The 22,633-nt window shown below is 63.2% G+C and carries 24 protein-coding genes and 1 rRNA gene; 10 read left to right on the top strand and 15 right to left on the bottom strand.

What is annotated here, in order from left to right; genetic code table 11:
• Positions 1 to 42: 42 nt before the first annotated feature.
• From B058_RS0110705 to B058_RS0110680, 6 genes are all read right to left on the bottom strand, one after another.
• Complete coding sequence (locus B058_RS0110705; protein ID WP_018508482.1) at positions 43 to 396, bottom strand: hypothetical protein; 354 nt, start codon at positions 394 to 396, stop codon at positions 43 to 45.
• A 91-nt stretch (positions 397 to 487) separates the two neighbouring features.
• A complete protein-coding gene (locus B058_RS0110700) occupies positions 488 to 1,021 on the bottom strand; it encodes a carboxymuconolactone decarboxylase family protein (RefSeq protein WP_018508481.1) in 534 nt (177 codons plus the stop codon).
• An 18-nt stretch (positions 1,022 to 1,039) separates the two neighbouring features.
• On the bottom strand, positions 1,040 to 1,549 hold the full coding sequence (locus B058_RS0110695; RefSeq protein WP_018508480.1) for a methyltransferase family protein: 510 nt from the start codon (positions 1,547 to 1,549) through the stop codon (positions 1,040 to 1,042).
• A 51-nt stretch (positions 1,550 to 1,600) separates the two neighbouring features.
• Positions 1,601 to 2,206 carry a TetR/AcrR family transcriptional regulator gene (locus tag B058_RS0110690; protein ID WP_245539294.1) on the bottom strand — a complete coding sequence of 202 codons (606 nt, stop codon included), beginning with the start codon at positions 2,204 to 2,206 and terminating at the stop codon, positions 1,601 to 1,603.
• A gap of 246 nt (positions 2,207 to 2,452) precedes the next feature.
• Complete coding sequence (gene folE / locus B058_RS0110685; protein WP_018508478.1) at positions 2,453 to 3,100, bottom strand: GTP cyclohydrolase I FolE; 648 nt, start codon at positions 3,098 to 3,100, stop codon at positions 2,453 to 2,455.
• Positions 3,093 to 3,881, bottom strand: coding sequence for a dienelactone hydrolase family protein (locus tag B058_RS0110680; protein ID WP_018508477.1), 789 nt, complete (start codon positions 3,879 to 3,881; stop codon positions 3,093 to 3,095). Before B058_RS0110680 ends, folE begins: the two co-directional genes overlap by 8 nt.
• A gap of 168 nt (positions 3,882 to 4,049) precedes the next feature.
• On the opposite strand from B058_RS0110680, the gene B058_RS0110675 reads away from it, so the two are divergent.
• Together B058_RS0110675 and B058_RS17295 are read left to right on the top strand one after the other, a co-directional pair.
• On the top strand, positions 4,050 to 4,772 hold the full coding sequence (locus B058_RS0110675) for an rRNA pseudouridine synthase (RefSeq protein ID WP_018508476.1): 723 nt from the start codon (positions 4,050 to 4,052) through the stop codon (positions 4,770 to 4,772).
• 192 nt (positions 4,773 to 4,964) lie between these two features.
• Positions 4,965 to 7,559: a PAS domain S-box protein gene (locus tag B058_RS17295; protein WP_018508475.1), complete on the top strand. Its 2,595-nt coding sequence runs from the start codon at positions 4,965 to 4,967 to the stop codon at positions 7,557 to 7,559.
• Positions 7,560 to 7,580: 21 nt separating this feature from the next.
• On the opposite strand, the gene hemW is transcribed toward B058_RS17295, so the two are convergent.
• The 5 genes from hemW to B058_RS0110645 all read right to left on the bottom strand — a co-directional run bounded on the left by hemW (position 7,581) and on the right by B058_RS0110645 (position 12,019).
• A complete protein-coding gene (gene hemW, locus B058_RS0110665) occupies positions 7,581 to 8,759 on the bottom strand; it encodes a radical SAM family heme chaperone HemW (protein WP_018508474.1) in 1,179 nt (392 codons plus the stop codon).
• On the bottom strand, positions 8,752 to 9,342 hold the full coding sequence (gene rdgB / locus B058_RS0110660; protein WP_018508473.1) for an RdgB/HAM1 family non-canonical purine NTP pyrophosphatase: 591 nt from the start codon (positions 9,340 to 9,342) through the stop codon (positions 8,752 to 8,754). The genes hemW and rdgB overlap by 8 nt, the downstream gene beginning before the upstream one ends.
• Entirely contained in the window at positions 9,339 to 10,067 is a 729-nt protein-coding gene (rph, locus tag B058_RS0110655) for a ribonuclease PH (RefSeq protein ID WP_018508472.1), read from the bottom strand. The genes rdgB and rph overlap by 4 nt, the downstream gene beginning before the upstream one ends.
• 89 nt (positions 10,068 to 10,156) lie before the next feature.
• On the bottom strand, positions 10,157 to 11,065 hold the full coding sequence (locus tag B058_RS0110650; protein WP_018508471.1) for a PP2C family protein-serine/threonine phosphatase: 909 nt from the start codon (positions 11,063 to 11,065) through the stop codon (positions 10,157 to 10,159).
• A gap of 9 nt (positions 11,066 to 11,074) precedes the next feature.
• A complete protein-coding gene (locus B058_RS0110645; protein WP_018508470.1) occupies positions 11,075 to 12,019 on the bottom strand; it encodes a serine/threonine protein kinase in 945 nt (314 codons plus the stop codon).
• A gap of 113 nt (positions 12,020 to 12,132) precedes the next feature.
• Between B058_RS0110645 and B058_RS0110640 the strand changes: the two genes are divergently transcribed.
• The 8 genes from B058_RS0110640 to ubiA are packed head-to-tail and all read left to right on the top strand — an operon-like array spanning position 12,133 to position 19,958.
• A complete protein-coding gene (locus B058_RS0110640) occupies positions 12,133 to 12,999 on the top strand; it encodes a YicC/YloC family endoribonuclease (RefSeq protein WP_026240843.1) in 867 nt (288 codons plus the stop codon).
• A gap of 16 nt (positions 13,000 to 13,015) precedes the next feature.
• Entirely contained in the window at positions 13,016 to 13,645 is a 630-nt protein-coding gene (gmk, locus tag B058_RS0110635; RefSeq protein WP_018508467.1) for a guanylate kinase, read from the top strand.
• Positions 13,646 to 13,673: 28 nt separating this feature from the next.
• Positions 13,674 to 13,877 carry a DNA-directed RNA polymerase subunit omega gene (gene rpoZ / locus B058_RS0110630; protein ID WP_018508466.1) on the top strand — a complete coding sequence of 68 codons (204 nt, stop codon included), beginning with the start codon at positions 13,674 to 13,676 and terminating at the stop codon, positions 13,875 to 13,877.
• Positions 13,878 to 13,923: 46 nt separating this feature from the next.
• Positions 13,924 to 16,068: a RelA/SpoT family protein gene (locus tag B058_RS0110625; RefSeq protein WP_018508465.1), complete on the top strand. Its 2,145-nt coding sequence runs from the start codon at positions 13,924 to 13,926 to the stop codon at positions 16,066 to 16,068.
• Positions 16,069 to 16,088: 20 nt separating this feature from the next.
• Complete coding sequence (locus tag B058_RS0110620) at positions 16,089 to 16,469, top strand: RidA family protein (RefSeq protein ID WP_018508464.1); 381 nt, start codon at positions 16,089 to 16,091, stop codon at positions 16,467 to 16,469.
• 4 nt (positions 16,470 to 16,473) lie between these two features.
• Positions 16,474 to 18,510 carry an ATP-dependent DNA helicase RecG gene (recG, locus tag B058_RS0110615; RefSeq protein ID WP_018508463.1) on the top strand — a complete coding sequence of 679 codons (2,037 nt, stop codon included), beginning with the start codon at positions 16,474 to 16,476 and terminating at the stop codon, positions 18,508 to 18,510.
• Positions 18,511 to 18,561: 51 nt separating this feature from the next.
• Positions 18,562 to 19,092, top strand: coding sequence for a chorismate--pyruvate lyase family protein (locus tag B058_RS0110610; protein ID WP_026240842.1), 531 nt, complete (start codon positions 18,562 to 18,564; stop codon positions 19,090 to 19,092).
• A complete protein-coding gene (gene ubiA, locus B058_RS0110605) occupies positions 19,089 to 19,958 on the top strand; it encodes a 4-hydroxybenzoate octaprenyltransferase (protein ID WP_018508461.1) in 870 nt (289 codons plus the stop codon). The genes B058_RS0110610 and ubiA overlap by 4 nt, the downstream gene beginning before the upstream one ends.
• Here the strand turns inward: ubiA and B058_RS0110600 are convergent.
• The 4 genes from B058_RS0110600 to rrf form a co-directional block, all read right to left on the bottom strand.
• Positions 19,953 to 20,603 (bottom strand): hypothetical protein, encoded by a 651-nt coding sequence (locus B058_RS0110600; RefSeq protein ID WP_026240841.1) that lies wholly within the window; start codon positions 20,601 to 20,603, stop codon positions 19,953 to 19,955. The genes ubiA and B058_RS0110600 overlap by 6 nt on opposite strands.
• On the bottom strand, positions 20,600 to 21,334 hold the full coding sequence (locus B058_RS0110595; RefSeq protein WP_018508459.1) for a type III pantothenate kinase: 735 nt from the start codon (positions 21,332 to 21,334) through the stop codon (positions 20,600 to 20,602). The genes B058_RS0110600 and B058_RS0110595 overlap by 4 nt, the downstream gene beginning before the upstream one ends.
• Positions 21,331 to 22,326, bottom strand: a complete 996-nt coding sequence (locus B058_RS0110590) for a biotin--[acetyl-CoA-carboxylase] ligase (protein WP_018508458.1) — start codon at positions 22,324 to 22,326, stop codon at positions 21,331 to 21,333. The genes B058_RS0110595 and B058_RS0110590 overlap by 4 nt, the downstream gene beginning before the upstream one ends.
• A 109-nt stretch (positions 22,327 to 22,435) precedes the next feature.
• Positions 22,436 to 22,549, bottom strand: a 5S ribosomal RNA gene (gene rrf / locus B058_RS0110585).
• Positions 22,550 to 22,633: the final 84 nt, after the last annotated feature.

Genomic DNA, 22,633 nt, shown 5'->3' with positions numbered 1-22,633 from the left:
GCCGGTCTCCGCAACCTGACGCCGCAGGCCCGCGGAAAACCGTTAGCTGGCGTAGCCGAATTCGCCGACCCACTGGCCCCGCCGGTAGTCGATCGCCAGCCAGTTGGGCACGTAGGGACGCGGATTTTCGAGCGGGAACCGCTCGGATGGAGGCGCCGCGCCGCCTTCGGCCACGCTGCAGCGCCGGGTCATGATGGGCTTGAATCGCACCGAGAGGCGATCGTTGACAGGGGTAGACTGCTCCGGCGATTCGCCAAAGTACACACGCTTGCGCAGCAGACAGGAAAACAGCAGTTCCATCTCGGCCACCAGCGGCCGGTCGCGCCGTGCGAGCGCCTTTTGCGCCGCCGCGGTGAGACGGATCTCCAGCGATTTGTCATGCAGGGTAATGTTCATGGCAAGACTCCTGTGGGCATGGTCCGTACCGATCGTTAACGGCCATGCCCGGGTCTTGCTGTAGTCCGGGCGGCAGGCCCGGCTCGGCAGATCAGAAGTCGCGCTCGACCTTGAAGCCGTTGATGAGGATGTCGCCCGCCACCATGCGTGCCCCATGGTTCGCCGCATCCAGGATATCGCTGTCGGACCAGCCGGCGTCGCGCGCGGCCTGCAGGTCGGCAGACGTCACGCTGCTGGAATCGCGCGTCATTTTCAGCACCAGGCCCAGCAGCGTCTTCTCCGCGGCACTCAGCGGGCTGTCGTTGAAGTCGGCACGCGTGGCCGCGACCTGGTCCGGCGTCCAGCCGGCCACATTGATCAGCATGCCGGCATTCATGTCGATGCAATAGGTGCAATGGCCGGCCTGCGACACCAGCATCCGGATACAGGCTGTCAGCGGCATGGACAACGTGGGATGCTGCATGACGTTGCCGTAATACTCCCACTGGTGCTTCAGCAGGAAGGGGTTGGCACTGAACACCTGGATGGCGGTGGGAACATGCCCCCACGCGTTCTGGATCTGGGCATAGATTTCGGCGACTTCGCCGGTTGCGGATTCGGGTGTGACGGTGCTCAGAATACTCATGACAGACTCCTGGTGCGGTTAGATCCAACGCCTGACGCGGGTTGTGTAGTCCCGGTAGACATCGCCGAATTTCGCTTCGAGATGGGCTTCTTCGTGCCGGATCACGCCGAAGCGAATCGTGATCCAGATCAGGGGCGCGAACACGAGCGGCCAGACCGTGCCCAGCAGAAGCGACACGCCGGCCAGGATGAACCAGTCGCCCAGATAGATCGGATTGCGGCTGTAACGGAACGGCCCGCCCATGCACAAGGCCGATGCCCCGCCATAGGGGTTGACCGTGGTGCGGTGCCGCGCAAAGGTCCAAAGCGTCCACACGAACAATGCCAGCCCCAGGCCGACCGCAAGCCAGCCCAGCGGGCGCGTTGCGGCGCCCAGGTCCAGTGGCAGCGAAAGTTGGTTGCGATCCAGCCACCAGCCGCCCAGCACGGCGACCGCATAGGGTGCGGGCGGCAGGATCAGGGTACGCGGGCGCAATGCGGGGTTCCGACTGGCCATCAGGTAGGTGTAGCCGCTATGGGTGGCGCCCATTTCAGGTCGAATTTCATCGTCTAGTCCTCACCAAGATTTTGTACCCGGGCGTCAGCATTTCAGCGTATCCAGATAGCGGCCGAGCTGCGCGAGGCAACCGCGAAACGCCGTGACGGATTGCGTGTTCTTGCTCATGCCGATGCATCCCTCCAACGCCGAGACGATGAAGAAGGCCGTGGCTTCGGGGTCCACATCGTGCCGCACCTCGCCTGCCGCCTTGCCGCGCTCCAGCGCCGCCACCACCACCCCGATCCAGTCCCGGAACACGGCATTCAGTTGCAGGCGAAAGCCCTCGTCCACCGGACTCATCTCCTGCATCAGGTTGTTGAGCGGGCACCCCAGCGTCACCACCATCGGGTCGTCCTCGGCCGCCTTGGTCGCCAGCAGCGCCTGCAGGGCGGCCAGCGGCTGCCGTGTGTCTGCCAGCGGGGCGAACATCACCGCAGCCAGTCCGGGCCGGACGACTTCTTCGATGACCGCCAGACCGAGCGCTTTCTTGTCGGGGAAATGGTGATACAAGGCGCCCTTGGTGAGCCCGGTATCGGCCAGGATCTGTGTGAGAGACGCAGCCTGGAAACCGTTGCGATGAATTTCGGCAAATGCAGCCTCCAGCAGTTTTTGCCGGGTGAGGTCGGGGGCTTTGGTATGCACGTTCATGGCCGCATCATACATACCGGTTGGTATGTGTCAAGCCTGAATCAATAATCGGCACGGTGGGGATGCCAGCTTATGGCATTCGCCGATCTTGCCCTCGGCACGACGCGCCATTGCATCCAGCACTCGTCCGTGCGCAGCGGGCGACACCCCCGTGCCCCGCGTTCGATACGATAAACGGCACCAGACCAGCCAGCCGATTCTGCACGACAGAGGCTCAAAACAGCGGCGCCGTCGCCCCGCCATCGTTCAACGCAACTCCCGCTGCGCAACGGCGCGCAGGAACTCGTTGCGTTCCTGGTCGCTGTGGCGGAAGCTGCCGCTGAAGGCCTGCGTGACGACGCGCTCATCGCCGCGCCGGTCTTCGCCCAGCAACAGACACAGCTGCTCGGCCTCGACGATGCACGCCGCGCCCTGGGCCCGGCCATGCGTCACCAGCGCTTCGGCGATGTCGCGCGTCATCCATTCCTGATAGGTGAAGCGATGGCCGATGGCGTCGACCATGCGTGCAATGCGGCCGAAGCCGTGCAGCCGTCCGCCCGGGATATAGGCCACGTGCGCAACCCCGCGAAACGGCACCAGATGATGCGGACATACGCCGTGCACCGCGATGCCGCGCACCACCACCATGTCGTCGCCTTCGTCGGCAAAGCCCTCGCCCAGCGCCTCGGCGGGCGAAATCGCGTAACCGCCCAGCAGGCGTTTCTGCCACAGTTCGCGTACCCGTTCGGCAGTGCGTCCGGTGTGCACCGAATCCGGCGCCACGCCGCAGGCGACGAGCATGTCGTTCACCGCACGCTCGAACGCCGCGGGGTCGAATGCCCCAACCTGCGGAATGCCGAGGCTGCCGCTGGCATGGGGCGCGTGGCAGTCCTCGTGGTCGCAGGCGTCAGTCATTGTTGAGGGTGGCCCGCAGGAACTCAAGCGTCCGCGTCCAGGAATCCTTGTCCGCCGCCGGATCGTATTTCAACGGCAGGCCGAACTGCGCGGCATAGCTGTCTGCCTCGCGGTTGGTGAAGGTATGCTTGGCACCCGGATAGCTCACCACCATGTAGTCGGCCTTGGCGTTGTCCATTTCCGCCCTGAACGCCTCGACCTGCTCGGGCGGTACGAGAGGATCGGCCTCGCCGGTGAAGATGCGCAGTTTGGTCTTGATGCTGCCCGGCTTCACCGATACGTCGGTCGCCAGGATGCCGTGATAGGTGATCGCCGCTTTCAGGGGTTCGCCGACCCGCACCATGTTGAGTACCACGCCTCCGCCGAAGCAGTAGCCCAGCGCGGCGATCTCGCCTTTCTTCACATTGGGCTGCTTGGCGAGGAAGTGTTCCGCCGCCTGGAAACGGCTCAGGGCCAGCGGCGGATTCTTGTTGACGTTACCGGCCAGCGCACCGGCATCCTGTGGATTGTCGGCAACCTGGCCATTGCCATACATGTCGACGACCAGCGCCACATACCCTTCGGTCGCAAGCATGCGCGCCCGCTTGCGCGCGTAATCGTTTGCACCCCACCATTCCGGCACCACCAGCACGCCGGCACGCTTGGCCTTGACGGCATCGTCATACGCCAGGAAGCCTTTCATGACGGTGTCGCCCGCCTTGTAGCTGACATCCTTGCCGATCACGGCAGCAAGGGCGGATGAAGTGAAAAACAACAATGACAGGGCAAGTGCGGTTTTCATCGGGCGTCTCCAGTTTGATCGATCGCGCTAGGCAACCGGGTTGTGCGGCCCAAAAGCATACCCTGCACAGCGCGGCAATAACAACCGCGCCGGGGTAGATGCCTTGTGCCGGCTGTCGAAGGCGCAGACATGGCGGTAAACTCGCGTCCTCTCTCCGACCCTGCCGCCATGACCGACTCCATCCGCCTCGCCAAACGTGTCGCCGAACTGCGCGGCTGCTCGCGCCGCGAAGCCGAACTCTTCATTACCGGCGGCTGGGTGCGGGTGGACGGCGTGGTGGTCGAGGAACCGCAGTTCCGCGTCGCCGAACAGCGCATCGAGATCGATCCCAGGGCCGATCTCACGCAGGCCGAACCCGTCACGCTGCTGCTGCACCAACCGTCCGGCCATCACGCGGCGGCAGGCGACCCGCCCGCGGCGCACCTGCTCACGCCCACCACCTTGTGGGCCGAGGATACCTCCGGTATCCGGCCGCTGAAAAAACATTTCGCCCAACTGACCCTGTGCGCTCCACTGGAGACGGACGCCAGCGGCCTCGTCGTCTTCACGCAGGACTGGCGCATCGTACGCAAGCTGACCGCCGACGCCGCCAGCGTGGAGCACGAAGTCATCGTCGAAGTCGCCGGCGAGCTGGCCCCCGACGGGCTCAAGCGGTTGAACCGGGGCATCCCCTTCAACGGCCGCGCGCCCTCCGCGATCAAGGTCAGCTGGCAAAGCGAAACCCGCTTGCGGGTAGCACTGAAAGGCGCCCTGCCGGGGCAGATTGCCCATATGTGCGAAACCGCCGGTCTCAAGGTGCTGTCGATGAAACGCATCCGCCTCGGCCGCATCCCGTTGGGAAAGCTGCCGCCCGGGCAATGGCGTTATTTACGGGACGATGAACGGTTCTGAACAGCGAAGGCATGGCCTGCCTCCTCAGAGACAGGCATGGCAGCCGTATTCCGGCCGTTGCCCGGACGTTACCGGCGGGCCCGAAAAGCGACCGGGATGCCTTGGAGGAATGCAAGTCGGCCCGGGTAGGCTAATCTCATTGATAGTGCAGTCACAAACGTGCCACAAGACAGTTCTCAGAAGGTTCGACGCATGGCACTGAGCAAAGACGTAGACGTCCCTGATACCCCCCATGCCGGCCTCCGCCTCTCCAATCAGGACGACGCGGAGGCCTTGATCCGCTTCCAGGGTTCCATTCTCGAGGAAGTGGCGCTTGGGGTCGACGACGGGGAGATTTGCAACCGGATTTGTCGCCTGGGCGAAGGCATGGTGCCGGGTTCCATTGCCACCATCATGCTGCTTGACGAGAAAGGGGTGCTCAATGTCCATGCCGCGCCCAGTGCGACTCCGCAAATTGCTGCCCGTCTCGACGGCCTGCGCCCCGGCCCTGAATCCGGTTCCTGCGGCAATGCCATCTATCGGCAGGAACCCGTCTACGTGGAAGACACGCTAAGCGATCCGAGATGGAAAGGGCTGAAACCGCTGGCCGAGGAATTCAATCTGCAATCCTGCTGGTCGATCCCGATTTTTTCCAAGGGGAGACAAGCCGTGGGCACCTTCGCTCTGAGTGGCTTCGAAACCCGGATGCCCACCCCATTCCAGCAGCGGCTGATGGAAATTGCCGCATCCATCGTCGGCATCGTGCTCGAACGCAGGCAGCAGACCGATGCCTTGAAACGAAGCGAGGAGCAATTCCGGCTTCTGTTCGAAGCGGGAACAGACTCCAAGATGCTGCTATCCAAAGGCGGCCGGATCCTCGACCTCAACCACATCGCGCACCGGCGCCTGGGGTATGCCAAGGAGGACATGCTGGGGCGGCGGGCGGCCGAATTCGTCACCCCGGAACACGCAGACCAGATCGCGCAACGACTGGCGCGCGTGAAGCGCGAAGGGCATGCCACATATGAGTCGGCCCAGGTGCACAAGAACGGTTCGATCATCCACGTGGAGATCAGCACGATCATCATCGAACTGGATGGCAAGGAGACTTATTACAGCATCCTGCGTGACATCACCGAACGCAAACGGGCGGTGCAGGCACTGCATGAAAGCGAAGAACGATTCCGCGACCTGGTGGAAACCACTGTGGACTGGATATGGGAAACCGACGCCAATTTTCACTACACCTATGTCAGCCCCAGGGTCCGCGAGCTTTTTGGCTACAGCCCGGAGGAACTGATCGGAAAAACGCCGTTCGACCTGATGCCCATGGAAGAGGTGCAGAGTCAGAGCGAGCGCATCTTGTCATTTGCCGGACTGCGCGCGCCGCTCGATCAGGTCGAGACCCAGCGGGTCCATCGCGACGGGCATATCGTGATTGTCGAGACGAGTGCGCTGCCTCTCACGGATGCGTCCGGAAACCTGGTCGGTTATCGCGGCGTGTCGCGCGACATCACCCGGCGAAAGGAGATGGAGCGCGCGCTGAGGGAAAACGAGGCGCACATCCGGGACATCCTGGAACACGCCCCCATAGGTCTGGCAACCGTCTCCCTGGAAGGGCATTTCCTGGAGGTCAATCAATCGCTTTGCAAGATTGTCGGCTATGAAAAGGATGAGCTCGAAAAGCTGACGTTCCAGGAAATCACCCACCCGGACGACATCGGGCCCGACCTCGACAATGCGAGGCGACTGCTTGCAGGCGACATTCCGTTCTACAAGATGGAAAAACGCTACATCAGGAAGAACGGCGACAGCGTGTGGGTCCAGCTCACGGGCTCGCTGCTGCATGATGCCGAAGGCGAGCCCCTGCATTTCATCGCGCAAGTCGAGGACATCTCGGAACGCAAGCAATCCGAGCAACGCCTGAGACAGGCGCTGGAACTGACCGACGGCGTCATTCATGCCATTCCGGACCTGTTGTTTGAAGTCGATCAGGACGGCCGCTACCTCAACATATGGGCGCAAACGCCGGAACTGCTCGCTGCTCCCAAGGAGGTGCTGCTTGGCAAGACGCTCACCGAGCTGCTCCCGCCCGATTCGGCCAGGGTGGCAATGGACTCGATTCGGGAAGCGGATGACAGGGGCCGTTCTTTCGGCAAGGTCATGCCGCTCGATCTGCCGCAAGGCATGAAATGGTTCGAGCTTTCCGTCGCGAAAAAGCAGGGCGGCAGCCCTGCCGACCGGCGCTTCATCGTCTTGTCCCGGGACATCTCCGAGCGCATGAGGATCCAGGAGCAACTGCAACAGCTGGCCTATTACGACACGCTGACGGATCTTCCCAACCGCCGGTTTCTGCTCGAGAAACTCGACTGGGCGCTCATCCAGGCGAAACGCTACGGCAGATCGCTTGCGGTGATGTTCCTGGATCTCGACCGGTTCAAGCAGGTCAACGACAACCTGGGGCACGACATTGGGGATCAGTTGCTCAAGGTGGTGGCCGCAAGGCTGAGCAACTGCGTGCGGAAAGGAGATATCGTATCGCGTCAGGGTGGAGATGAATTCATCATCGTCCTGACCGAAATCCACCACCCCGAAGACGCCACCCGGGTGGCCGAGAAGATCATCGAATCCTTTCGCATCCCGGCCGAAATCGGCGCCCACCGGATCGCCATCGAGACGAGCATCGGCATCGCCATCCATCCTGTCAACGGCGAAGACAACGCCCGCGACCTGATGAAACGCGCCGACACGGCGATGTACGCGGTCAAGGAATCCGGCCGCAACGGTTATCAACTCGCCAGCGCCTGACCCACAGGGGAAAGCCCGCCGCTACGCCGCCAGAAACAACGCCAGCAAATCGTTCAGGAACCTTTGCCCCTGCAAGGTCGGCTTGAGACGGCTTGCATCGGTTTCCAGCAACCCGCGGCCCCGCGCATGTTCGAGAGCTGCCGCACAGACGATCAGCGGCAGCCCGGTACGCGCCTCGAACAATGCGGCGGGCACGCCCTCGTTGAGGCGCAGTGCGTTCATCATGAACTCGAACGGCAGGTCATCGCGCGTAAGCGTGCGAGCGTCGGCGATATGGGTGCCCGCCTTGATGGCGTTCAGGTATTGCTGCGGATACTTGGTACGCATCTGGCGAATGATGCGGTCGTGGAACGACAGCTTGCTGTGCGCACCGGCCCCGATACCCAGGTAATCACCGAACTGCCAGTAGTTCAGGTTATGACGACTGGCATGATGCGGCCGCGCATAAGCCGAGGTTTCGTAATGTTGCATGCCGGCTTCATTCAGCCTGGATTCGATAGCCATCTGCATGTCGGCGGCGAGATCGTCGTCCGGCAGATTGGGCGGTGCGGCATGGCCGAACGGCGTGTTGGGTTCGAGTGTGAGGTGGTAGGCCGACAGGTGCGGCGGCTCGAAACTGAGCGCGGTATCGATGTCGGCCAGCGCCTCGGCCAGCGTCTGCCCCGGCAGGGCGAACATCAGGTCGAGATTGAAGGTGTCGAAATGCGTGGCGGCGAGTTCGGCCGCGCGGCGCGCTTCGCTGTCGTCGTGAATGCGCCCGAGCGCCTGCAGATGACGCGGGTTGAAGCTCTGGATGCCGAGCGAGACGCGCGTCACGCCCGCTTCGCGGAAACCGGCGAACTTGTCGGCCTCCACCGTGCCGGGGTTGGCTTCCAGGGTGGTTTCCGCACCGGGCATCAATTGCGTCAGAGCGCGCACGCCGGTGAGGATACGGTCGATCCCGTCCGCAGAAAACAGACTGGGGGTGCCGCCGCCGAAGAACACCGTGTGGATTTTTCGCCCCCAGATGTCGGGCAGAGCGCGTTCGAGGTCGAGCAGCAACGCGTCGATGTAGGCGGCTTCCGGAAGGGTCTGCGCGGCGTGCGAGTTGAAGTCGCAATACGGGCACTTCTTCACGCACCACGGCAGGTGGATGTAGAGCGACAGCGGCGGCTGGGTTGTCAGGCCGCCGTTGAATAAGCGGATGACGGTTTCAGCCAAGCCGCTTCAGCTTGTCGGCCAGTTCGCGCAAGGCCTGGCCGCGATGCGAAATGGCGTTTTTCTCGTCTTCGCCGAGTTCGGCACCGGTTTTCCCAAACTGGGGCAGCAGGAAATACGGGTCGTAGCCGAAGCCATTCTCGCCACGCGGCGTGTCGATGATCTCGCCGTGCCAGCGCCCCTCGGCAATGAGCGGCTCGGGGTCGTCAGCATAACGCACCAGCACCATCACGCAATAGTAGTGGGCGCAGCGGTTGGGCTGCCCCTGCAGGGCGGCGATGAGCTTTTCGTTGTTGCGCGCATCGGACTTCGGCTCGCCGGCATAGCGTGCGGAATACACGCCGGGGGCACCGTTCAGCGCCTCGACACAGATGCCCGAATCGTCCGCCAGCGCCGGCAGGCCGGTGTGTGCGCTGGCATGGCGCGCCTTGGCCAGGCAGTTTTCAATAAACGTGACGTGCGGCTCAGGGCATTCGGGGACGCCAAAATCGGACTGCGGCGCCGCTTCGATTGCGAGCGGTTCGAGGATACGCGCAATTTCGCGCAGCTTGCCCGGATTGCCCGAGGCGATGACCAGTTTCCTCATGATGCCAACGCCTTCTGCTGGGCTACGGTGATCTGGCCAATGCCCGCGGTGGCGAGATCGAGCAATGCCTCCAGCGTGGCGCGGGAGAACGGCGCGCCCTCGGCCGTGCCCTGCACCTCGACGATGCCGCCGCTGCCGGTCATCACTACGTTCATGTCGGTGTCACAGTCGGAGTCTTCGAGATAATCCAGATCGAGCACCGGTTGGCTCCGGTAGACGCCGACCGAGACGGCGGCGATGCTGTCGGTCAGCGGAGTCTCGGCCAGTTTGCCGTCAGCGAGCAGGCCGGCGATAGCGTCGGCCACCGCCACATAGGCGCCGCAAATGCTGGCGCAGCGGGTACCACCGTCGGCCTGCAGCACGTCGCAGTCGATGTGCAGGGTGCGCTCGCCGAGTTTTTTCAGGTCGACCACCGCACGCAGACTGCGTCCGATCAGGCGCTGGATTTCCTGGGTGCGGCCGGACTGTTTGCCCCGTGCAGCCTCGCGGTCGCTGCGGGTGTGGGTGGAACGCGGCAGCATGCCATATTCGGCCGTCACCCAGCCTTCGCCGCAGCCCTTCTTGTGCGGCGGAATCTTGTCGAGCACACTGGCAGTGCACAGCACGCGGGTATCGCCCATGGCGACCAGCACCGAGCCTTCGGCGTGCTTGGTGAACTTGCGGGTGAACGAAAGCGTGCGCAGCGCATCGGGCGCGCGTCCGCTGGGACGGGTCGGATCGGACATGGTGGTCAGTTCAAAATGGAAAACGCGATTTTACCGCGCCAAGCCTGCCGGGCGTGTTGCCGGTGCCGGCCCGCCGCCGCAGTGACCACTTATTTGGCGGAGATTTTCTGGATGGCCTGCTGGATTTCGGCGATGGCACGCTCGATCTCGTCGTCCGACACGGCCGGCGTGCCATGCAGCGGACGCATCGCGTTGATCTGGGTGGTGACACCGCCGTCCGGCAGCGCCAGGGTGGAAATGGAATCCTTGCTCGGCATGCGCGCCTCGCCCCAGGTCATGGCGATGAGACTGAGATTGTCGCCGTGCTCGCCGCCGCGAAATTCGGCGTGATCCATCAGGTGGCGCACCGCGTCTTCCAGCGTGTAGGCATGCAGCAGCGCTGACACTTCCGGGATGTTGATCATGCCCCAGATGCCGTCGGTGCACAGCAGCATGGTGTCGGCGTCGTGCAGCGGGATCGGCGCGCTGCATTCCACTTGCGGCGTCATGTAGCCACCCAGGCAATTGGACACCTTGTTGCGCTCCGGGTGATGGCCCGCCTCTTCCTCGCTGATGATGCCGTCGCGCACCAGCTGGGCGACGGCCGTGTGGTCCTCGGTGCGCGCGATCAGGCTGCCGTCGCTGAACAGATACAGGCGCGAATCGCCCACGTGCGCCCAATAGGCCATGTTGTCCTGCACCACGGCGGCGACGACCGTGGTGTGGGGAATTTCCAGCAGATCCTGCTCGACCGCGTAATCGTTGATGGCGAAATGCGCACGCGTCGTGGTGTCGGCCAGGAACGCCATCGGATCGTCCAGGCGCGGCTTGGCCATTTTCTGGAACTGATCGGTTAGCGTCTGCACTGCGATCTGCGCGGCGATCTCGCCGTGCATGTGGCCGCCCATGCCGTCGGCCACCACCATCAGCAGGGCCTCGCGGCTGTAGGAATACGCCACCCGATCCTGGTTGTTCTTGCGCCCGCCCTGACGCGACGCCTGGTAAATGGTGAATTTCATGGCGATACTTTAGAACAATTCGCGGTTCAGTGAACGCTTGATGCTGGAAAGCAACGAAGACCGCGGCGGCGTCATGGCGCTGCGGTCCATCAGCACTTTCTGCAGGCTGAACACGCTTTGCGGGCGCTCCATGTAGTTGAGCTTGAGGCACTGATCGACGGTTTCCAGCAACTGGTCGGAATAGGCGCCGCGCCAGTTCACCGTCGCCGGCACCAGCTTGTCGTTGAGCAGCCGCGCCTCGGCTGCCTGCGGCGGATAGCCGGCCAGGCATGCATACAGGCTGGCGCCGACGCTGTAGATATCGGTCCACGGCCCCAGCCGCTCGCGGTTGTGGTACTGCTCGGGGGCGGCGAAGCCCGGCGTGTACATCGGCTGCAGCTTGCTCTCCTCCTGGGTCAGCGTCTGTCGCGCCGCGCCGAAGTCGATCAACACCGGCGAGCCGTCCAGACGGATGTAGAGATTGGAGGGTTTGATGTCGAGATGCAGCAATTTATGCGTATGCACCTCGCGCAGGCCGTTCAGCAACTGCGCGAACACGCGGCGGATGAAGCTTTCGCGGATGGAACCGCGATTGGCCTGGATGTGCTGCTGCAAGGTCTTGCCGCGCTCGAAGCGCATCACCATGTATACGGTGTCGTTGGCACGGAAGAAGTTGATCACGCGCACGACATTGGGGTGATCGATCAGCGCCAGCGCCCGGCCTTCCTCGAAGAAGCACTTCATGCCGTGGCGGAAGATGTTGTTGTTTTCGGTCGAGTTGGCCTGGACGATGACCGACCCTTCGGTACGCAGCACCAGCGCGCCCGGCAGGTATTCCTTGATCGCCACCGACTGGTTGGCGTCATCGCGCGCCAGATAGACCATACTGAAGCCCCCACCGCCGATCTTGCGCACGATGGTGTATTCGTTGAGCCGGTATCCGTTGGGAAGCGCCTGATTGGGTTGAGTCGCCATAATCGAACGTCTATTATCTTTTCTATTTCTAGCTGGCAAAGCCGGCAAAATCCACTACCGGCTGCATGCCGGCACCATTCTCAATCACCCAATAACTTATTTGACCATCCTTCATGACCACCAGCATGACCGGGTTCGCCGCCCACAGCCTCAATCTCGACCACGCCAGCGTCAATATCGACCTGCGCAGCGTCAACCAGCGCTACCTGGAACTGCATTTTCGCCTGGCCGACGAATTCCGTGCCCTGGAACCGCAACTGCGCGAACTGATCCAGCAGCGTATGGCGCGTGGCAAGGTGGAGTGCCGCATCGGCCTCGCCATACTTCCCGCCGCCTCGCTGGATAACGGCCTAAACCCGGACATTCTTGAGCGACTGGCGCACTGGCAGACGGACGTCCTGCAGCGCCTGCCCGGCAGCGCGCCGCTTTCCGTCAACGAGATCCTGCGCTGGCCTGGCGCCATGCAATCCGGCGCCCTGTCCCAGGAAGCGCTGAACGAAGCGGCACTGGCGGGGATGCGTGCCACATTGGACGAACTGGTGGAGAGCCGCCAGCGCGAAGGCGCCAAGCTGAAACAGCACATTCTCGACCGCCTGGCTTCCGCCGAAGCGCAGGTGGCCGGCCTGCAGCCTCTGCTACCCGCGCTGGCGGCCGCCCAGCGCGACAAGCTGGCGGAACGCCTGCGCGAGGCGCTGGGCGAGGCCGGCCACGAACGGCTGGCGCAGGAAGTCGCGCTGGCGGCGCAGAAAGCCGATATCGACGAGGAATGCTCGCGCCTCACCACCCACTTTACCGAGGTTCGCCGCGTGCTGAATCAGGCCGGTGCGGTCGGCAAGCGGCTCGATTTCCTGATGCAGGAACTGCATCGTGAAGCCAATACCCTGGGATCGAAATCGGTCGCGGTGGAAACCTCGCGCGTATCGCTCGAGCTCAAGGTGCTGATCGAACAGATGCGCGAGCAGATCCAGAACATTGAATGACAACCGGAAAACAGCCATGACCCCTCTCTCCAGCGAAGGCGTGCTTTACATCGTCAGCGCCCCGTCAGGTGCCGGCAAGACCAGTCTGGTCAAGGCACTGCTGAAAACCGACCCCGGCATCCGCCTGTCGGTGTCCTACACGACCCGGCCCCCGCGACCGGGCGAAACCGACGGCCGCGACTACCACTTCGTGAACCATGAACGCTTCGAAATCATGCTGGCCGAAGGCGAGTTTCTCGAACACGCCGAGGTATACGGCAATTTCTATGGCACCTCGAAAGGCAGCATCGGCCGCGATCTCAACGCCGGCCGCGACGTTCTGCTGGAGATCGACTGGCAGGGCGCCGAGCAGGTGCGGCAGCATTTCCCGCAATCCGCGTCGATTTTCATCCTGCCGCCGTCGTTCAATGCGCTGCGCACCCGTCTGGCCGGGCGCGGCCAGGACAGCGACGAGGTGATCGAACGCCGCTTGGCCGCCGCCGCCCACGACGTCGCTCATGCCGATGCGTTCGACTATATAATCGTGAACGATGACTTCGACCATGCCCTGCAGGACCTGGTCGCGATCACCCGCAGCATTCGCCTCGAAGCGGCGCGACAGCTCAAGCGGCATACCGCGCTGTTCGAGGAATTCCGACGTATCTGAGTACCACCCCTGAAGCTGGAGTATCCATATGGCCCGCATTACCGTTGATGACTGCATCGAGATGTTCCCCAACCGCTTCGAGTTGACCCTCGCCGTGACCTATCGCGCACGCCAGCTGGCGCAGGGCTCGCAACCGATGGTCGAGTCGAAGGACAAACCCATCGTCACCGCATTGCGCGAAATCGCTGCGAGCAAGGTCGGTCGTGAGATCCTCAACCGGGGCCGCGCCTGATCCCTCACCAGAACGATCGACGGCGCACGCACGCCTCGCGCCGTCGATGACGCACGAGTTCGAATCACTGCGCCCGGCCCTGGCCTACCTGCCGGCGGACGAAGTCGGCACCATTGAAGACGCCTACGAATTCAGCCGCCGCGCCCACGAAGGCCAATTCCGCAAGAGCGGCGAACCCTACATCTCCCATCCGCTTGCCGTCGCCGGCATCCTCGCCGGCTGGCATCTCGACGCGCAGACCCTGTGCGCCGCGCTACTCCACGACGTGGTCGAAGACACACCGGCCACGGCAAGCGAAATCGAGGCGCGCTTCGGCAAGCCGGTCGCGTTGCTGGTCGAGGGGGTCTCCAAGCTCGACAAGCTCGCATTCGCCTCCGAGCAGCACGCGCAGGCGGAGAACTTCCGCAAGATGCTGCTGGCGATGGCGCAGGACGTGCGGGTCATCCTGGTCAAGTTGGCCGACCGCCTGCACAACATGCACACCATGGGCGCGATGCCGGCCGAAAAGCGCCGCCGCATCGCTACCGAAACGCTGGAGATCTACGCGCCGATCGCCAACCGGCTGGGGCTGCACTCGGTCTACCAGGAACTGGAAGACCTCGGCTTCCGCTACAGCCACCCCAACCGCTACCAGGTGCTGTCCAAGGCAGTGAAGGCGGCACGCGGCAACCGCCGCGAACTGGTCGACAAGGTCAAGATCGCGCTGCAGGACAAGCTCGAGCAGTGCAAGATCGAGGCCACCATCACCGGCCGCGAGAAACACCTCTACAGCATCTACCGCAAGATGCAGGAAAAGAACCTGGCTTTCTCCGAGGTGTTCGACATCTACGGCTTTCGCGTGGTGGTGCGCGACCAGCCCACCTGCTACCTGGCGCTGGGCGCCCTGCATTCGCTGTACAAACCGATCCCCGGCAAGTTCAAGGACTACATCGCGATCCCCAAGGCCAACGGCTACCAGTCGCTGCATTCCATCCTGTTCGGCCCCAACGGCACCCCGATCGAAATCCAGATCCGCACCACCGACATGAACCGTCTGGCCGAGTCCGGCGTCGCCTCGCACTGGATGTACAAGTCGGCTGATGCCGCGCTGAACGACGTGCAGACGCGTACCCATCGCTGGTTGCAGTCGCTGCTCGACATCCAGGCGGATCACGGCGATTCGCCCGAATTTCTCGAACACATCAAGGTCGATTTGTTTCCGGACGAAGTCTATGTGTTCACCCCCAAGGGCAAGATCATGGCGCTGCCGCGTGGCGCCACGGCGGTGGACTTCGCCTTTGCCGTGCATACCGACGTCGGCCGACACTGCATCGCGGTGAAGATCAATTACGAGCTGATGCCCCTGCGGACCCAGCTCAGGAACGGCGACCACGTCGAGATTCTCACATCGGCCAACGCCAGCCCCAATGCGGCCTGGCTCAATTTCGTCGTCACCGGCAAGGCGCGCTCGCACATCCGCAACTACCTGCGCAACACGCGCGTGGAAGAGGCGGCAGCACTGGGCGAGCGTCTGCTCAACCACGCCATCGCCGCGCTCAACCCGGAGGCGACTGCGCCCGATCCGGCGGTGTGGGAGCGTGTGGTCAAGGACTACGGCCTGCAAAACCGGCAGGAACTGTTCGCCGGGATCGGGCTGGGCAGAAAACTGCCACTGGTGGTCGCCCACCAGCTGCTGCACGTGCAGGGCGAAAAAACCGGCGAGCCGGCGCATCCTCACGCCATCAGCATTCGCGGCACCGAAGGTATCGCAGTCGAACTGGCGCAATGCTGCCACCCGATTCCCGGCGACCCCATTCTCGGCTTCATCCACAAGGAACGCGGTCTCATCATCCATACCCACGACTGCCCGTCAATCCGCGCCTTTCGCACCGACCCCGACAAATGGCTGGATGTCGAATGGGAAGCCGAACCCGGCCACATGTTCGACGTCTCGATCAAGGTCGTCGTCGGCAACCAGCGCGGCGTGCTGGCCAAGGTCGCGGCCGCGATCGCCGAACACGGCTCCAACATCGGCAACGTCGCGATGGAGGAAGAGGACGGCAGCCCCTATACCGTGCTGTTCTTCACCGTGCAGGTGGAAAACCGCATGCACCTCGCACGCGTCATGCGCGGCCTGCGCGTGCTGCCCGACGTGGTGCGGATTTTCCGCATCAAGGGCAAGAAGGACGGCCGCGCAGCGCAATCTCAATAATCAGGCTCCAGGAATCCAGTATGAACAAACGCATCATCCAGACCGCCGACGCGCCGGCCGCGATCGGAACCTACTCGCAGGCCGTACGGATCGACCACACCGTATACATGTCCGGCCAGATCGGCCTCGACCCCCACTCGATGCAGCTGGTCGACGGCATCGAGGCGCAAATCCACCAGGTGTTCAAGAATCTGGCCGCCGTTGCAACTGCGGCAGGCGGTTCGCTGGCCGACGTGGTGAAGCTGAACGTCTTCCTTACCGACCTCGGCCACTTCCCCAAGGTCAACGAGATCATGGCCGGCTACTTCAGTCAGCCCTACCCGGCGCGTGCCGCGGTCGGCGTGGCCGCGCTGCCGCGTGGTGCGCTGGTCGAGGCCGACGCCGTGATGGCCCTGGACTAGGCATTTGAAGACGGCGTCGCCGTTTTCCTTCCCGGTCAGTCCGGCACTCGCAGCCAAACTCGCCAAACTGGGCCTCACCCGCGACGCCGACCTGGTACTGCACCTGCCGTTGCGCTGGGAAGACGAAACCCGCATCACGCCGATCCGCGACCTGCTACCGGGCGAAACGGCGCAGGTGCAGGCAGTGGTGCGCGAGGCCAGCGTCGCCTACCGGCCGCGCCGCATGCTGACGGTGACCGTGGAGGACGCCGGCGGCGTGCTCGGCATCCGCTTCCTGAACTTCTATCCCAGCCACCTCAAGCTGTTTCAACCGGGCGCAAGCTTCCGGTTCAACGGCGAGGTGCGCGGCGGGTTTCTAGGGCTGGAGATGGTGCATCCGCGCTTTGCCAAGGCCGACGACGACACGCCCCTGCCGACGCAACTGACGCCTGTCTATCCCACCACCGCCGGCCTCGGGCAGGCCACGCTGCGCAAGCTGGTCGAGCGGGCACTGGCGGCACCGATCGCGGACACCCTCCCCGCCGACTGGCTGGCAAAGCTTGATCTGCCGGAACTGGAAGCCAGCATCCGCCTGCTGCACCAGCCGCCGCTCGAATGTGCGGTGAGCGATCTGGAATCGCGCCGCCATCCGGCCTGGCAACGGCTCGCCTTCGACGAACTGCTGGCGCAGCAGCTGTCGCTGGCCACCGCGCGTCAGCAACGCACCTCGCGCCCGACCCAACCGTTGCCTGCGCGTCAGCACCTGACGAGCGCGTTCACCCGCGCATTACCGTTTGCACTGACCGCGGCGCAGGCACGTACCTGGCAGGAGATCAGCACCGACCTGGCGCAACCGCACCCGATGCGGCGCCTGCTGCAGGGCGACGTCGGCAGCGGCAAGACGGTGGTGGCGGCGCTCGCCTGCCTGCAGGCGATCGAAAACGGCTTTCAGGCCGCTTTCATGGCACCGACCGAAATCCTCGCCGAACAGCATTACCGCAAGCTGGCGCCACTTCTGTCAGCACTGGACGTGCGCTGCGCGTGGGTCTCGGGCAGCCAGCGCAAGGCCGAACGCAATGCCGCCTGGCAGGCGATCGCTGCGGGCGAAGCCGACCTTGCATTCGGCACTCACGCGCTGTTCCAGGAAGCCGGCAGCTTCCAGCGACTGGGTGTGGCAGTAGTCGACGAACAGCACCGTTTCGGCGTCGGTCAGCGTCTGGCGCTGATGCAGAAGGGTGCGGAACCGCATCAGTTAATGATGAGCGCGACGCCAATCCCGCGCACACTGGCAATGAGCTTTTTTGCCGATCTCGACGTCTCGGTGATCGACGAACTGCCACCGGGCCGCACGCCTATCGTCACAAAATTAGTGGGTGCCGCGCGCCGCGACGACGTCTTGGCGCGCGTGCGCGAAGCCTGTCTCGCCGGCGGCCAGGCCTATTGGGTGTGCCCGCTGATCGAGGAGTCGGAAAAGCTGCAATTGCAGACTGCGCAGGATACCTATGCAACATTAACGGAACAGTTGCCGGAACTGCGCATCGGCCTGGTACACGGGCGGCTGAAGCCGGACGAAAAACAGGCGGTGATGGCCGCTTTCCAGGCACACGCCATCGATCTGCTGGTGGCGACCACCGTCATCGAGGTCGGCGTCGACGTGTCCAATGCCGCGCTAATGGTGATCGAGCACGCCGAACGCATGGGGCTCGCGCAGCTGCACCAGCTGCGCGGGCGCGTCGGACGCGGCAGCCGCGAGTCGGTGTGCGTGCTGCTCTACGAGACACCGCTGTCGGAACTGGCACGGGCACGGCTCAAGGTGATCTTCGAGCTCACCGACGGCTTCGAAATCGCACGCCAGGACCTGCTGCTGCGCGGGCCAGGCGAGTTGCTCGGACACCGCCAGAGCGGCCTGCCGATGCTGCGCTTCGCCGATCTGGAACGCGACATCGCGCTGCTGGAAGCCGCGCGCAACCTGGCACAACGCTGTCTCGCCCACCACCCCGACATCGCTGCGCGCCACATGGAGCGATGGATCGGCCAGCGGCAGGCACTGACGTCGATCTAGATGCCGTCGCTGCGGCATAATGCCGACTTTCCACATGATGAACGGTTCGCCGTGCTCGATTCCCGGCAGGGCTGGCTTGCCCACCCATTTTCGCTCCCGCGCTCGCTACGCTTCTGGCTCAGCGACCACGGTTCGCTGACCCGGCGCCTGAAATCACGCTGTACATCGTTTCGCGTGGTGCCGCTCGAGACCAGGCTGGCGCGCGCCAACGCGGACGAATACGCACTTCTGGGCGTAACGCCTGGCACCCGCGTCTATGTGCGCGAAGTCCTGTTGCTGTGCAATGACGTGCCAGTGGTGTTTGCCCACAGCGTGCTGCCGTCCGCCGGCCTGCGCGGCGGCTGGAACGGCATCACTCGACTCGGTAGCCGTTCGCTTGGCGAAGCCCTGTTCAGCGACCATCGCATCGAACGCCAACCCCTGGCCTATCGCCGCGTGCGGAACGACCACCCGCTCTATCGCGCTGCGGCCAAGCAGCAGGCAGTGACCAGCAGCTTGTGGGCACGCCGTTCCGTTTTCTGCCTCAACCGCCATCCGCTCCTGGTAACCGAAGTCTTTCTGCCGGCCATCGACACGCCATGACCCTGACCGAACGCCTGTCCCATTACGAAAAATTGATGCGGCTCGACAAGCCGATCGGCATCCTGCTGCTGATGTGGCCCACCCTGTGGGCGCAATGGCTTGCCAGCAACGGCAGCCCAAGTTGGCTGATCCTGTGGATTTTCGTCATGGGCGTCGTGCTGATGCGTTCGGCCGGCTGCGTCATGAACGACTATGCCGACCGCGATTTCGACCCTCACGTGGCGCGTACCCGTGAACGTCCATTGGCGGCCGGCAAGGTATCGCCCAAAGAAGCCCTGCTGTTGGCGGCCGGCCTGTCGCTGCTGGCTTTCCTTCTGATCCTGCCGCTCAACACGCTGGTGTTGAAACTGTCCGTGGTCGCACTCTTTCTGGCGGCCAGCTACCCCTTCACCAAACGCTTCTTCGCGATTCCGCAGGCCTATCTCGGCATCGCGTTCGGCTTCGGCATCCCGATGAGCTACGCCGCGCTGTGGGGCGAGGTTCCGCGCGAGGCCTGGATCCTGCTGGGCGCCAACGTTTTTTGGGCGATTGCCTACGACACCGAATATGCGCTGGTCGACCGCGAAGACGATCTCAAGATCGGCATCAAAACGTCGGCCATCACCTTCGGCCGATACGATCTTGCCGCCATCGCGCTGTGCTATGTTGCGACGCTGGGCCTGCTCGGCTGGGTCGGCTGGCAGCGGGGGATGGGCATGGCGTTCTACGGCGGGCTGGCCGTGGCTGCAGCGATCGCGCTTTACCACATGAAACTGATCCGGCTGCGCGAACCGAAGCAATGCTTCCGCGCCTTCCTGCACAACACCTGGTTCGGTGCCGCGGTGTTCGGCGGCATCGCGCTCCACTTCCTGCTGCGGGGCTCATGACGGGCAGGCCACGCGGGACTGCCGGCTGTTCGGGTAGGCCTGCTTGATTCCGCTCAGGCTCTTCAGCGTATCCGGGTCTTCGCTACGGATCACAAAGTAGAAGTCCGTTCCCTGGCGCGGCAGCACCTCGACACGGGTTCCAAGTACGCCCTTGCCTTCCACTTCAAGGATGCGCCGTTGCGCCGCATCGGCGTCGGCATACAGACCGAGCGAAATGGCATTGCGCCAATCGCCATCCTTGACCACAAATGCGTCCGTCAATCCTGCAGCTGTCAGCTCGCTCAATTTGGCCGCGGCCGATTCCGCACTGGGCAAGGGCGGAAAGATCACCCACTGCCGTGTATTCAGCGGCACTTCGGTGAACGACATCACGCGTTCGCCCGCCAACGATTTGAGCTGCTGGCGTACTTGGACGAACTCCCCGCGATTCAACCCCCGCCATTCCATGCATAACGCGGTAGGCGTAGCGGCTGCAGGCGATGCATCGTCCCCGGGTACAGGCGCTGACTGACTACGCAGACTGAGATGATTCACGTTCAGCGACGCTGTCTGACCGGCATCCGCCTGCGTCCAGTTTTCGCTTCCGATAAAGAACCCGGCCACCGCGAGATTGACGACCAATAATGTCCAGACTATCCATTTCATGAAGCGGCAGTTCCTCGGGCGACGCAGTCGATTCCCTCCAACACCAGTTCAGGTACATGCTCAGCCGATATTCTCAGGTGTGACAATACCTTCTCGGCATCGCCTCCAGTAAGCAGACAGCGTGGCACCATGCCGGCAACTTCGGCCAGACGTGCATGCTGTTGCGCAATGGCGCCGCACAACGCTGCCACGATCCCGCTTTGCACAGCGGGAGCGGTGGCATTGGGAAAAGCCTGCCAGGCCCCCACCACCTCATCGATCCGTGAGGTACCTTGTCGCAATGCCTGCTGCATCAAATGGACGCCGGGCACGATCACCCCGCCCAGGAATGTTCCGTCGACCGACAACGCATCCACGGTCATTGCCGTGCCGACCGACACCACCAGTACCGCCTCATCTGTGCGCTGGCGAGCCGCGATCAATCCCATCCAGCGATCCGCACCCAACTGGTGCGGATTCGAATAGGTATTTTTCACATCCCCGAAACGGGTCTCGGCTCTCAACCAGGCCGGAGTGAGCCCGGCCACTTCCAGAAGCGCGGCGAGTTGCCGTTCGTGTTCAAGGCTTGCCACGCTGGCGACAAAACAATGGGTGTCCGCTTTCAGTTGGGCCGTCAAAGCAGACCAGTCGGAATAATCGCTCCGGCCGGTCGCATGCCAATGTCCATCCTCCACCACCGCCCATTTGAGGCGTGTGTTTCCGGCATCAAGCAAGATGCGGCGTCCACTCATCGCGCACCATCCAGACGCAGGCTGATTTCGCCGCCGCTGTATGGGCTCAAGTTCGATTGCGCATCACGCAACAGAAAGGCGCCGGTTTCGTCGACCCCGCATGCCACCCCCTGAACACTGCGCGAATCCGGTAACGTCAGCGCGACCGCCCTACCGGCATAGGCATCCAAAGCCTGCCAATCCTCGCGCAAGGCCGCAAAGCCATGTTGGCGAAATACGCTCGACGCCGCGTGCAGTTCCAGCAGACAGTCAGCCAGCAGTTGATTGCGTCCCACCGTCACCTCCATTTCAGCCAGATCGACCACGGCCTGATCGACCGCGTCGCGTTGTGTCTCGTTAAGCCTGACGTTCAAGCCGACACCCACCACGGCGAAAGCGGCGCCGTGCATGTCACCCTGTACTTCGACCAGTATCCCAGCCAGTTTGCGATAGTCCACCAGGATATCGTTGGGCCATTTCAATCGGGCCATGTGGCGACTATGGCGGTTCACTGCGCGTGCGATGGCGAGTCCCACGACCAAGCTCAGGCCTGCCAGCGACTGCAAGCCCGACTCGAAACGCCACAACACCGAAAATGTGAGGCTGCCCCCTACGACCGAATGCCACAGGCGGCCACGCCGTCCTCTGCCGGTATATTGATGCTCCGCACAGAACAACGTTCCATCTGCAGCGCCATCCAGGGCAGCGACCATCAAGGCCGTGTTGGTCGAGTCGACACTATCCAGCACATGTATCGAATAGTGACTGGCCGCTGTGCCCATGTGACGCACGACAACCGTGTCATCCAGCCATTCCACGGGTTCGGGCATGCGATATCCGCGTCCGCGGACCGCATGAATGCTCAGCCCCATGGACTCGGCCTGCGCGAGGATGTTGAAGATGCTGGAGCGGGACAGTCCGAATTCATCCGCCAACGCCTGACCCGAATGAAAACGGCCATCGGACAGGCAGCGCAGGAGCCGGAACAGTGCTTTGTGAGGTCGGGTATGCACCTTCGCAATTTTACATGGCTTGCCTGCGCAATTTTCCGTGCAATAAAAAACCCCCTCAAGAGTTGAGGGGGTTTTGTTGTATCCCTCGGCTGAGGGATACGGATAAGGAGTCTGACGATGACCTACTTTCACAGGCGAGGTGCCTACTATCATTGGCGCGGGAGCGTTTCACCGTCCTGTTCGGGATGGGAAGGGGTGGTTCCACTCTGCTATGGTCGTCAGACAAAGGGGGGGGGATCAAGGTTTGGGTCTTGACCCCGCATTCGGATTGTCTGGGTGCCGTCGATCTTGCGATCTTGGGCCGACT

The sequence above is a fragment of the Thiobacillus thioparus DSM 505 genome, assembly GCF_000373385.1.
In the GTDB taxonomy this organism is placed as follows: domain Bacteria; phylum Pseudomonadota; class Gammaproteobacteria; order Burkholderiales; family Thiobacillaceae; genus Thiobacillus; species Thiobacillus thioparus.
Note: the sequence above shows the minus strand (reverse complement) of the source record. Positions and strands in the feature narration are given on the sequence as shown.